The sequence below is a fragment of the Flavobacterium columnare genome, from assembly GCF_014844295.1.
In the GTDB taxonomy this organism is placed as follows: domain Bacteria; phylum Bacteroidota; class Bacteroidia; order Flavobacteriales; family Flavobacteriaceae; genus Flavobacterium; species Flavobacterium columnare.
On the sequence record NZ_CP054494.1, the window covers coordinates 1,082,283 to 1,095,154 of the forward strand.

Here is a 12,872-nt window from a genome sequence, read left to right on the forward strand (position 1 = left end):
TTTTAATTAATTAGTAAAACATCTCCTATAGAAAAAAATTTCCGAAACAAATTTCACTAAGTTAATTAAGCATAAAATAGTAATTTAGAATATAACTCATAAAGTGGTGGTGCATGAGTATTACAGTAATAAGCGGGTAGACTACCTACTATTATTTGTTCTGCTATACAATTATCAAACACACCCCCTCCTCCTTCTATGATTATAAAAGGAAGTAATTTAAACTGAAATGAGTGAATTAAAACATTTTCCGAAGTAGTCTTTTTAATTTCTACTTTTTTATCCTTACAACAAGAATCTTCTACTGACATTTTATCCCCACAACAACCTGAATCATTCCTTTTTTCAAGATTATCAACAGAAATAGCAGCTACTACTTCACCGCAATAATGCACATTAATTGCCAACCCTGTATTGGAAACCAACACAAGTAATGTTAAACAAATATTTATAAAATTGCGAAACTTCATCAGTACAAATATAATCATAATTCTTTCCAAGAATCCACAACAAGTTGTTAATTAAATTTTGAATTTTTCTCTTGATAGTAAAACGCTGGAATAAACAAAATTAAAAACAAGGGCTGAATCAAAAAGCGACGTATATAAAACAAGATCATTACATACGTTTCATCACAAAAACATAAAACTAAAAAAATCAGAAACATCAAAAAAACAAAAAAGAAAACATACAAAATAACCGCTATTTTAATTATTGATATTTCCTGAAATAACACATAGAGAATTAGCAAGCTTGCTATCGTATTTAATCCATAACGAATTAACCAATTCAGCAAAAGATCAAACGAATCATACTGCGGATATAATGTTCCTTGAAATTCACTTTTAAAATATCTTATGAACGGATCATAAAACCAAGTTGATTCATAATTCCTAATCAACATCAAAACAACTAAGGAAAAAATCCCTACTATAAGTCTGTACTTATGTTGAAGCAAATTTTGAAACATATTCAGCGTATTTTTTTATCCAATATAACCAAAACAAACATACTATACCATAAATAATGACAGGAAATAGAACTCCATGCAAAAAATGTTCATATTGGGGATATAAACTACAAAGAACAACCAATAAAGCTATTCGTAAGATATTTACAACATATATAAAAACACTTCCAAACAACAAAAACACGAATGTCTGTTGAAAACCTGTAGAAAACGCTATTACAAAAGCATCAAAAAGAACAATAACACTAATTGAATTACATCCTTCTATTATACGAGCTATATACTCTCCTTCAAAATACAATTGATATTGTTCATTAAAAGCATCTTCTACAATATAAACTCTCTGCTCAAAAAAAAGAAGTATTTTTTCTGTAGCACAAGATACATTTCTAGTAAACCCGTCAACTTGATGTACAAAACCAGACAAATACAGCCTATAAAGTATGGTAAGTACCAGATAAGAGAAAAAAAACTTTCCTAAAAAAAGGAAAAAAGGCTGATACTGTTTTATGAGTGTCTTCAAATAAATATTTTTTAACAAATTTATATAATTTTAAAAAAACAAGTGATCTACATTTGCAAAAAACTTAAAGATCATGGAATTTGAAAATCTAAAACCACAAATCATATCCATTACAACTAATAGTACATTTTCGAAAGATGAAAAATTATTAAACATCTGTCAGTTATTACAGGATCATATTTCGTACTATAATTGGGTAGGCTTTTATTTTGCTAATCACGAAACACGCACTTTACATTTAGGTCCTTACGTAGGAGCAGAAACAGATCACACAGTTATCCCATTTGGCAAAGGAATTTGCGGACAAGTTGCAGAATCCAACGCTAACTTTGTTGTGCCTGATGTAAAAGCTCAGGATAATTACATAGCTTGTAGCTTTACTGTAAAATCTGAAATTGTCGTTCCTTTATTTGTAAATGGCATAAACATTGGTCAAATAGACATTGATAGCCACGTATTAAATCCTTTTACAGAAGCCGATGAACGTTTTTTAGAATTTGTAAATTCAGAAGTTGCTAAAATATTTTAAAAATTTTTATAATTCCTGTTTTATAATTCATAATTATTTTTAAATTTGCGTCCGTATCGAGAAAATCTCGGTCTACATAATAATCATTTAAATAATATTAGCATGTATTTATCAAAGGAGAAAAAAGCTGAAATCTTCGCTCAACACGGAGGGAAAGCTCAAAACACAGGTTCTGCAGAAGGGCAAGTAGCTTTATTTACTTTTAGAATTAACCACCTAACTGAGCACTTGAAAAGAAATCGTCATGATTACAACACAGAGCGCTCGTTAGTAAAACTAGTAGGTAAAAGAAGATCTCTTCTTGACTACTTAAAAAACAAGGATATCAATAGATATCGTGCGATTATCAAAGAATTAAACATCAGAAAATAATCCAGATGAAAAGAGGTGCCCGCGCGCCTCTTTTTATTTTTTAAATATTTTACAACAAAAGTTTGGTTTTTCATTGGGTTTCAAACAACTACACACAACACAACAACACAACAACACAACTAGAACCCATTGTTTAATTTAACAAAAAAAGATTTTATGATCCCAAAAGTATTTCAAGAGGTTATCGATTTAGGAGACGGAAGAACCATCACAATCGAAACTGGGAAATTAGCCAAACAAGCCGATGGGTCTGTAGTTGTGCGAATGGGCGATGCTATGCTTTTAGCAACAGCTGTTTCTGCTAGAACAGCTAACCCTGGAATAGATTTTCTACCTCTAACAGTAGATTATCGCGAAAAATTTGCTGCAGCAGGTCGTTTTCCTGGAGGCTTCTTCAAAAGAGAAGCGCGTCCTAGCGACAGCGAAGTGTTAACCATGCGCTTAGTAGACCGCGTATTACGCCCTTTATTCCCAGATGACTACCATGCTGAAACACAAATCATGATCCAATTAATGTCTCATGATGACGATGTTATGCCCGATGCACTAACAGGTTTGGCTGCTTCAGCATCATTAGCCGTTTCAGATATCCCTTTTTATAACTTTATTTCAGAAGTTCGAGTAGGTCGCGTAGACGGCAAATTAATCATTAACCCTAACAGAACACAACTTGAAAAATCCGATATTGACATGATGATCGGAGCTTCCAAAGATTCTGTTTGCATGGTAGAAGGTGAAATGAAAGAAATTTCAGAAGCCGAAATGATAGAAGCTATTAAATTTGCTCATGAAGCCATCAAAGCTCAAATTGAAGCACAAGAAAAATTACGTGCAGCCATTGGCACTCTAACCTACCGCGAATACGAAGCAGAAAAAAACAACGAAGCCGTTTACAACAAAGTAAAAGAAGCTTGTTATGAAAAATTTTACGCAGTAGCTCAAGAAGCGTCTGCAAAACATGAAAGAGGTGAAAAATTTGCAGCTATTGCAGAAGAAGTAAAAGCCTTATATTCAGAAGAAGAATATACTGAAAACGAAGATTTAAAAGAATTAGTAAGCAGATATATCTACAAAACACAAAAAGCAGCTGTTCGTAACGTAATTCTTGAACAAGGAACTCGTCTAGACGGCCGTAAAACAACTGAAATCCGTCCAATTTGGTCTGAAATCGATTATTTACCATCTGCTCATGGTTCAGCCATTTTCACACGTGGTGAAACACAAGCTTTAGCTACTGTAACCCTAGGCACCTCTAGAGAAGCCAACGTTATTGATTTACCTTCTGAACAAGGTGAAGAGCGCTTTTACTTACACTATAACTTCCCTCCTTTTTCTACAGGCGAAGCAAAACCATTAAGAGGTACTTCACGTCGTGAAATCGGACATGGTAATTTAGCACAACGCGCACTTAAAAACATGATTCCATCAGATTGTCCTTATACCATTCGCGTTGTATCAGAAGTTTTAGAATCTAACGGTTCTTCTTCTATGGCAACCGTATGTTCAGGAACGTTAGCATTAATGGATGCTGGTGTACAAATGATTAAACCTGTTTCTGGTATTGCAATGGGACTTATTACAGACGGAGAAAAATTTGCCGTATTATCAGACATCTTAGGCGATGAAGACCACTTAGGTGATATGGATTTCAAAGTAACAGGTACAGCCGATGGTATCACAGCTTGCCAAATGGATATTAAGATTGATGGACTACGTTACGACATCATGGAACAAGCATTGGCTCAAGCTCGTGATGGACGTATGCACATCCTAAACAAAATCATTGAAACCATTGCAGAACCAAGAACCGCTGTTAAACCAAAAGCACCAAAAATCATCATGAGCTCTATTCCAGCCAGTATGATTGGAGCATTTATTGGTCCAGGAGGTAAAAATATTCAGGAATTACAAAAATCTACTGAAACGACCATTGTATTAACAGAAGAAGGAGACAAAGGAATTGTTGAAATCCTAGGAACCAACCAAACAGGTATAGACGCTGTCTTAGCTAAAATTGAAGCCATGATATTCAAACCTCAATTAGGCGAAGCTTACGAAGTAAAAGTAACTAAAATGCTTGACTTTGGCGCAGTAGTAGAATACACCAGAGCACCTGGAAATGAAGTCTTATTACACGTTTCTGAATTAGCTTGGGAACGCACAGAAAAACCTAGTGACGTAATCAATTTAGGAGATGTCTTTATGGTTAAATATTTAGGCATAGACCCTAAAAATAAAAAAGAAAAAGTTTCAAAAAAACAATTACTTCCTCGCCCTCCTCGCGAAGAAAAAAAAGACGATAAAAAAACAAACCCACAAGGTTAATTAATTTTATTAATTCAAATAGCGAAACCTCGAAAAAAATTTCGAGGTTTTTTTATTTTTTTGTAACTTTTTATCAACTCTTTACGTATAACTATTACAACTTTTAAAAAGCAAGGAGATTTTTAAATGAGACAGCTCAAAATTACTAAGCAGGTAACCAATCGTGAAACTGCTTCCCTAGACAAATACCTACAAGAAATTGGTAAAGTAGATTTAATCACTGCAGATGAAGAAGTGGAATTAGCACAACGCATCAAGGCTGGTGATCAAAGAGCCTTAGAAAAATTAACAAAAGCCAACTTACGTTTCGTAGTATCCGTAGCAAAACAATATCAAAATCAAGGTTTAACTCTTCCCGATTTAATCAATGAAGGAAATTTAGGATTGATTAAAGCAGCTCAACGTTTTGATGAAACACGTGGTTTCAAATTTATCTCATACGCTGTATGGTGGATTCGTCAATCTATCCTACAGGCTTTAGCAGAACAATCTCGTATCGTACGACTTCCTTTAAATAAAATTGGATCTATTAACAAAATCAATAAAATGTATGCGCTCCTAGAACAATCTAACGAACGCGCTCCATCTGCTGAAGAAATAGCAGCTGAGTTAGATATGACTGTAAATGACGTAAAAGAATCAATGAAAAACTCAGGACGTCATTTATCTATGGATGCCCCGTTAGTAGAAGGTGAAGACTCTAATTTGTATGATGTACTACGATCTGGAGAATCACCAAATCCTGATAGAGAATTAATCCATGAGTCACTACGTACCGAAATCGAGCGTTCTTTAGAAACCCTAACTCCTCGCGAAGCCGATGTCGTTCGTTTATATTTTGGATTAGGCGACCAACATCCTATGACCTTAGAAGAAATTGGGGAAACTTTTGATTTAACCCGCGAACGTGTTCGTCAAATTAAAGAAAAAGCAATCCGAAGATTAAAACATACCTCTAGAAGCAAAATCTTAAAAACCTACCTTGGTTAGAGTATTTTTTTCTAAAAATCATTAACTTTGTAATCCGTATAAAAGTTATAATTAAAAAAAATATATACAGCAACAACAGTCTAAGACTGTTCGTTTTTTGATTGATGATTGAAACTCCGGCTGATTACCGGAGTTTTATTTTATATCCAATTCATAGAATAATTACAAACCATACTCACTAAACACAAACCCATCAATAGAAATTCATTAAAAATAAAAAGAACTTTAAATCTAAAAAAGTATTCTTTTTTACCTATAACAAAACTACATCTGTAAAAAAATCCTTTATATTACTTCCTCCTTTTACTTTTTTATTATAAAATCTAAAACATACCCCCTCCTAAATAAACAAAAACCTTATTTTATATTTTTATAACAAAAACTTGTTTTTATAAAACAAACCCACTATATTTGACTTAATCATATTTCCATAAATGGTTGTTATTATTAAAAACAAAATATGTCATGAAACCACAAAACCCAAACGATCCTACTCAAATTGGTTCATACCTAACAAAACCCACCCCAAAATCATTTTTTAACCTACTCTATACCTTTATAGATATATCCTTATGTATTTCTTAATTTTTTAAATATTTATAATTATGTCATTCAAAGCAAAATTAGCAGTAGCAGGAAAAGAGTACACAGTATTAAATGTAAACTACGGTTTATTTCAAGAAACAGACGCAACGGGTAGACCTTCTACTGTAACTAGAGGAGGAAAAATTGAATTAACAATTGAAGGTACTGCAGACACTTCATTCTTTGAGTGGATGACCAACTCATTTGAAAGAAAAGACGGAAGTGTAAAATTCTTTAAAAGAGACAGCGAAGCGGTTCTAAAAGAATTAAAATTCTCAGAAGGATACTTAGTAAAATTCAGAGAAAACTTTGATTCTACAGGCGTAAATCCACTAACTGAAACCTTTACTATTTCAGCTAAAAAAATTGAACTAGGTTCAGGAGCTTACGAAAACGAATGGGTATAATCCCTTCAAAAAGGCGTTCCCTAAAAACAACTTTTTAACCCCCAGTTCTTTGTTAGTTTCTCTAAGGAAATGACATTGGCTAGATCAATCATTGTATTACCTCCTAGGTTTTACACCGGTCAACCCTAGTCTAAAAAGAACTCCGTTAAATGATGGTTGCGATCTTTTGGGATCGCCTTTTTTCTTTTTTTTCTTTCAAATAAACAACCCTATAAAAAAACAAACATGTCCTTTTTAGCTAAATTAGAACTAGACGGAAATACTTACAACATACTCAGTTGCGACTATAATTTTACACAACAAATAGACGCTACAGGAAAACCCGAAGGAATGCCTCAAGGAGGCGAAATTAACATCCGTATAGAAAGCAACGGGAAATCCAACCTATTACAATGGATGCTCGACCACAGTCAAACCAAAAACGGCACCATTATATTCTTTAGAAGAGATGCCATGAGCAAACTACAAGAGTTAAAGTTTGAAAAAGCCTATTGTGTTTCCTTTTCGGAATATTTTGACGCTAAAAGCACTGAACCGCTACAAATTGCCCTACGTCTAATGGCCAAACGTTTTGTTCTAAACGAAGCTGCACACGAAAAGAAATGGAAAGATTAAACAACAACTAAACAACTAAAAAATACGCGATATGGATACTTACAACAGCGATTATGGAAGACTCAACCATCCTGACGACATAGCAAAATACGCCTCATTACGTTCCTTTAAAGACTTTTTAGCCGACAAATCCAGTCCATTAGTCTACTGCACCCTTACCATAGAAGGCAAATCCTTCCTAGAAAAATCCCATTTTAACCTACAGTTCCATCAAAAAACCAACGAACACGACACCTTTACCCTAGATACCCGTGCCGATTCCCTAGACAACGAAGAAGCCTACATCATGGAACATTCTAAAAGCTACCTAGGAAAAACCATACACATCCACCTGCACCGATTTGGAGAAATAAAACAAACCTTTACAGGCATTATAACCCATTTAAACCTTTTAAAAAAAGACGGTTACGGCAGACTATATATTACAGGACACGCTCCTACCATTATGTTAGAACAAGGACTTGAATCCCAAAGTTTTGAAAACAAAACCCTAGAAGAAATCTTTCAAGACATAACCGCCCAATACCCCAAAGACACCCTTCATACCATTGTCCGAAACAACAACACCCAAAATGTGTTGCCTTACACCGTACAATACAACCAAACAGATTACCAATTTTTACAACAACTTGCCATACGCTATGGCGAATACCTGTATTACAACGGACAGAGCCTAGTGTTAGGCAACAAAGTAGGCCCTAAAATCATAAACCTAGACGAAAGTGTAGACCTAGTACACGTATCCTTTGAAATATCAGTAAAACCACAACAATTTACCTACACCACCTACGATGTAGAATCAGGCACCAGCCTACAACGAGATAGCGCCTCAGCTCAATTACAAAACAAAGTCAACCCCTACCAACTAGTAGCCCTAAAAGCCTCAAAAAACGTATTCCATAAAAAACCCAACAAGCTCCACAACCCCACGGGTATCAACAACCGAACCGATAAAGAGCTACAAGATGCCGTACGAAAACAAAAAGAACTCAGAGAAAACCTGATGATCGTAAAAGGCAAAAGCAAAGACCCCCAACTCAAACAAGGCGATCTAACCAAACTGGTTGATATAAACGACCGCCCTATGGAAACCTATCGCATCATAGAAATTCAACATTTTCATGATGGCAATAGCTATTACAACGAGTTCGTAGCCATTCCCGATTTATGGACCCCTCCTTATTTTGACGACAACACCTATCCTAATTGCGAAGAACAAACCGCACGGGTAGTAGACAACAACGATCCTATGAGCATGGGGCGTGTACGCGTACAATTTCCATGGCAAGAAAGAAAAAACCAAAAAACCCCATGGATTCGCCTAATACAACCCCACTCAGGAGCAGGCAAAGGATTTCATTTTATCCCCGAAATAGGCGAAGAAGTTCTTGTAGGTTTTGAAAGCGGCAATGCAGAAAAACCTTTTGTACTAGGCACTCATTATAACGGAAGCGAAACCAGTGGGTACCATACTAGCGGCAATGATGTAAAAGCCATTCATACCCGATCTGGAACTAAAATTATTCTAAACGATGCCCAAGGTTCTGTTTTTATAGAGGATCCTAGTGGCAACACTTGGACGATGGACGGTCATGGGAATATTAATGTGAATGCGCCAAAAAACATGATCATTACCGCAGGCGAAGATATGATTATTAATGTAGGCAAAAACATGAGCACAACTGTTGGTATGAATATAACTGAAAGTGCAGGAATCAACAAAAACGAAACCATTGGAGCCATGAAAAATACTACAGTTGCAATGGATATGATGACGATAGTAACAGGTAAGTTGACGGAAGTTATTCAAGGAGATGTGCATAGTGAGACTAAAAAAGGCAAGACCTCCGTCAGCTCAGATAAAGGAATGGATATAACAAGTACAAAAAATTTAAATAAACATTCAGGCGAAGAAGTTCAAATAAATTCAGCTAATAAATCTAAGCAATATTAATTATGAGTAGAACTAGAATTGTTGGAGGGAAAATTACAGAAATTGTTGGAGGTGAATATAACATTTATTCTGAAGGACCTATTACTTTAACTTCTTTAGAAGGAAGTGTTAATATAACGGCAAGACAAGGAATTACACACGGAAATCCAGGAACTGCTCCTACAGTAGAATCTGGGAAAATTGAAGCTAAATGTATTGTTCACTTTAGACCTAAAAAAGATTGGAAAGGTGAAGAATATGGCTGTGATTGGATGCGAATTGAAGATACTGCTCTAATTACAGGAGGAAGTAATATTTTTGGTGATACTAATTATGAAAAAATAATTGTCAAACAATATAAAGAAGCAGCTTTTACAAATCTAGTAACTGATTCTAATTTTAATGCTGGTTTTTACAAAACAGACCCAGGTTTATTCAATAAACTCAAAGCAGCTTATAAATATCACACCATAACTTGGAAAAACAAAAAAGATAGCTCAGGTAACGAAATTAAAGATTCACAAAATAACCCTATAAAAGAAGATTATTTTTGTACGTGGATTTCTTTATACCCAAAAGAAATCACAAAAAAAATACCTCAAGGTAAAGGAAAACCGCCACTAATTGAAAAAAGAGCCACTAACTACAGCAATACAAAAGCCACTCTTAGCCTTATTGTAGATATAGAAGAAGAGCCTGAAATATTGCGATTTGAAGAAAACAAAAACTTTTTAATCACACCAATGGAGATTGATGTAAAGGGAAAAGGTAGAGGAAAACACGCTCTTATAGACCATCTAACCATAGAATGTATAGATGAATTTACCTCAGACCAAACTATTACACTTAACGCTATTACCAAAACCACCAATGCAAATGGTACAGTTATTGAGGAGAAAAAACTAGCAGGCAAACTGCTGGTGTGGAAAAACAAACAACGTAAAAAAGCAAAGGTAGTGTTAGTAGCAGTAAAAACACCACAATTAAATGTGAGCAATGGCATTCAAATTGGCAATAATGCTAACCAGCAAGCTCTGTTTGAAAAATATTTGCATCAGGCACTGATAGATGTAAAAGTAGCTAACGAAATACTTGATATGAGTACCGAACCTGAATTACAAGCAGGAGGAAAATATGTAACACAAGATTCTAATAAAAATAATAAAAATGTATTAAAATGTTATTATAAACCTATGCAAAATACTACTACTAACACTTTAATGATTAGCACACATCAACCAGCTCGATTTGAAGATTTAGAAAAATTTTTAAGAAAAAAATTGAGTGATAAATTGAAAGCAATAAACCCTAGAGATGAACATAAATATGACAATCACTTTATTGCATTCTATTTTGGGGAAGATGGAGGTTATATGGATACCAGTAATGCATACAAAGGTCTTAATGGTTATTCTAGTGGTAAAAATGTAATGCTTTTTGCAGGTAAAAACGATCAAACCGCAGCACACGAATTTTTGCATAGTTTTAAACTACCCCACACTTTTGCAAACAAAGAAGCAGATGCAAATGCTAAATTCACCTTTGAATACACTAAGACAGAAAATTTACTAGATTACTCCCATATGTTGAATCCACCACAAGAACGCTATACTCTATGGCAATGGCAATGGATAATAGCAAACGGTAGCATAACCTAAAAACAAAATAATTATGAGACCTTTTTTATTACTACTAGTACTTTTTTTAGAAACGTGTACTGCTCAAAAAAAAACAGATACAATTAAAAACATCACTATGGAACCAATAGTTACTAAAGATTTTGAAAAATTTAATCAAAACGAATATCCTTTTTTGGAGGAAGAACAGCCTGAAGTCTATCGCGGTTTCGATCAAGAAAAAAATTACATTGTTATAGTTAAAGCAAATGCGGGGATTAGTTATATAAAAAACTTTAATAATTCTTATTTTGCTGTGTCAAAAATCTTTTATTCTAACGGTAATATTAAAAGAAAAGGGATAGCATTCAATAATTCGTTTTGTAAAGCTACTTGGTATGAGTTTAGTGAAGATGGAAAACTTATAAAAGAAACCAACTATGACGCACCTTACAAATTTACTTTTGAGCAAGTATTACAATTTTGCGAAAAAGGGAAAATCCCTTTAACCAGAGGTCCAATCACTGGAGGCATTCATACTGAAATAGCTAGAGGAATGGATAATGCTTTGAAAAAAAATGTTTGGTATGTGAGTTGGTTCAAACAATCTGATTTGATTGAAACTTTTGTCCTTGATGCTGAAACTGGTAAAGTTATAGATAAAAAATATAGTGAATATATCAATAACTAAGTATTTATGAAATGGTTCTTGCTTCTACTATTGTTTTATCAAATGGGATATGCTCAACAAACGATTACCGACTATAACACTATGGAACCAATAGTTACTAAAAATTTTGAAAAATTTGATAAAAAATATTATGATGAACTGAAAATAAAATATAATGATGTTAGTTTTACTATTTATTTAAAAGATAATTCTTATTTAGAATTAACAGATAGTTCTTATAGACTTACAGTTCCAAATTCTTATTTTACTTTAACAAAAGGATATTATAAGAATGGTAATATTAAAATTAAAGGTTCTGCTTTAAATAATAATTCACAGTGTAAGATAGGCACATGGTATGAGTTTAGTGAAGATGGAAAACTTATAAAAGAAACCAACTATAACGCACCTTACAAATTTACTTTCGAGCAAATATTACAATTTTGTGAGAAAGAGAAAATACCATTAACTAAAGGACCGATCACTGGAGGTATTCATACTGAAATAGCCAGGGGAATAGATAATGCTATAAAAAAAAATGTTTGGTATATAAGTTGGTTCAAACAATCTGATTTGATTGAAACTTTTGTCCTTGATGCAGAAACTGGTAAAGTTATAGATAAAAAATATAGTGAATATATAAATAACTAAGTTTTATGAAATGATTCTTGCTTCTACTATTGCTTTTTGAAAGGGGATACACTCAAAAAACAATTATCTACAGGAGCAGGCAAAGGATTTCATTTTATCCCCGAAATAGGCGAAGAAGTCCTTGTAGGTTTTGAAAGCGGCAATGCAGAAAAACCTTTTGTACTAGGGACTCATTATAACGGAAGCGAAACCAGTGGGTACCATACTAGCGGCAATGATGTAAAAGCCATTCATACCCGATCTGGAACTAAAATTATTCTAAACGATGCCCAAGGTTCTGTTTTTATAGAGGATCCTAGTGGCAACACTTGGACGATGGACGGTCATGGGAATATTAATGTGAATGCGCCAAAAAACATGATCATTACCGCAGGCGAAGATATGATTATTAATGTAGGCAAAAACATGAGCACAACTGTTGGTATGAATATCTCCGAAAGTGCAGGAATCAACAAAAACGAAACCATTGGAGCCATGAAAAATACTACAGTTGCAATGGATATGATGACGATAGTAACAGGTAAGTTGACGGAAGTTATTCAAGGAGATAAAGAAATACAAACAGAGAAAAAATATGACGTAAATAGTCAAAATGGTATTACATACTCATCTGACGGAGAAGTTAATAAACATTCAAAAAAAGAAGTAAAATTAAACAGCGCAGATAAATCTAAACAAGACTAATT

Annotated in this window: 14 protein-coding genes; 11 read left to right on the forward strand and 3 right to left on the reverse strand. The window is 34.0% G+C overall.

Annotated features, from left to right (window positions below; all coding sequences use genetic code 11):
• Nucleotides 1–65 precede the first annotated feature (65 nt).
• The 3 genes from HUE53_RS04825 to xrtF are packed head-to-tail and all read right to left on the reverse strand — an operon-like array spanning nt 66 to nt 1,493.
• A complete protein-coding gene (locus HUE53_RS04825; RefSeq protein WP_014164862.1) occupies nt 66–470 on the reverse strand; it encodes an HYC_CC_PP family protein in 405 nt (134 codons plus the stop codon).
• A gap of 47 nt (nt 471–517) precedes the next feature.
• Nucleotides 518–970, reverse strand: a complete 453-nt coding sequence (locus HUE53_RS04830) for an exosortase F system-associated membrane protein (RefSeq protein WP_014164863.1) — start codon at nt 968–970, stop codon at nt 518–520.
• Nucleotides 945–1,493, reverse strand: a complete 549-nt coding sequence (gene xrtF, locus HUE53_RS04835; RefSeq protein WP_165688647.1) for an exosortase family protein XrtF — start codon at nt 1,491–1,493, stop codon at nt 945–947. The genes HUE53_RS04830 and xrtF overlap by 26 nt, the downstream gene beginning before the upstream one ends.
• A 73-nt stretch (nt 1,494–1,566) precedes the next feature.
• Between xrtF and HUE53_RS04840 the strand changes: the two genes are divergently transcribed.
• From HUE53_RS04840 to HUE53_RS04890, 11 genes are all read left to right on the forward strand, one after another.
• Complete coding sequence (locus HUE53_RS04840; protein WP_014164865.1) at nt 1,567–2,022, forward strand: GAF domain-containing protein; 456 nt, start codon at nt 1,567–1,569, stop codon at nt 2,020–2,022.
• A 102-nt stretch (nt 2,023–2,124) separates the two neighbouring features.
• Complete coding sequence (gene rpsO, locus HUE53_RS04845; protein WP_014164866.1) at nt 2,125–2,394, forward strand: 30S ribosomal protein S15; 270 nt, start codon at nt 2,125–2,127, stop codon at nt 2,392–2,394.
• A gap of 156 nt (nt 2,395–2,550) precedes the next feature.
• Nucleotides 2,551–4,719, forward strand: a complete 2,169-nt coding sequence (locus HUE53_RS04850) for a polyribonucleotide nucleotidyltransferase (RefSeq protein WP_014164867.1) — start codon at nt 2,551–2,553, stop codon at nt 4,717–4,719.
• A 126-nt stretch (nt 4,720–4,845) separates the two neighbouring features.
• Nucleotides 4,846–5,709, forward strand: a complete 864-nt coding sequence (locus tag HUE53_RS04855) for a sigma-70 family RNA polymerase sigma factor (RefSeq protein ID WP_014164868.1) — start codon at nt 4,846–4,848, stop codon at nt 5,707–5,709.
• A 605-nt stretch (nt 5,710–6,314) separates the two neighbouring features.
• Complete coding sequence (gene tssD / locus HUE53_RS04860; RefSeq protein WP_014164869.1) at nt 6,315–6,701, forward strand: type VI secretion system tube protein TssD; 387 nt, start codon at nt 6,315–6,317, stop codon at nt 6,699–6,701.
• Between the two features lie 225 nt (nt 6,702–6,926).
• The gene (gene tssD, locus HUE53_RS04865) at nt 6,927–7,316 is read left to right on the forward strand and encodes a type VI secretion system tube protein TssD (protein WP_014164870.1); all 390 of its coding nucleotides are present in this window, start codon (nt 6,927–6,929) and stop codon (nt 7,314–7,316) included.
• A gap of 31 nt (nt 7,317–7,347) precedes the next feature.
• Nucleotides 7,348–9,270, forward strand: a complete 1,923-nt coding sequence (locus HUE53_RS04870; protein ID WP_192188755.1) for a type VI secretion system Vgr family protein — start codon at nt 7,348–7,350, stop codon at nt 9,268–9,270.
• Nucleotides 9,271–9,272: 2 nt separating this feature from the next.
• Nucleotides 9,273–10,907, forward strand: a complete 1,635-nt coding sequence (locus HUE53_RS04875; RefSeq protein ID WP_192188756.1) for a zinc metalloprotease — start codon at nt 9,273–9,275, stop codon at nt 10,905–10,907.
• A gap of 13 nt (nt 10,908–10,920) precedes the next feature.
• Nucleotides 10,921–11,556 carry a hypothetical protein gene (locus HUE53_RS04880; RefSeq protein WP_138425619.1) on the forward strand — a complete coding sequence of 212 codons (636 nt, stop codon included), beginning with the start codon at nt 10,921–10,923 and terminating at the stop codon, nt 11,554–11,556.
• 6 nt (nt 11,557–11,562) lie between these two features.
• A complete protein-coding gene (locus tag HUE53_RS04885) occupies nt 11,563–12,186 on the forward strand; it encodes a hypothetical protein (protein WP_192188757.1) in 624 nt (207 codons plus the stop codon).
• A gap of 36 nt (nt 12,187–12,222) precedes the next feature.
• Nucleotides 12,223–12,870, forward strand: coding sequence for a phage baseplate assembly protein V (locus HUE53_RS04890; protein WP_014164875.1), 648 nt, complete (start codon nt 12,223–12,225; stop codon nt 12,868–12,870).
• Nucleotides 12,871–12,872: the final 2 nt, after the last annotated feature.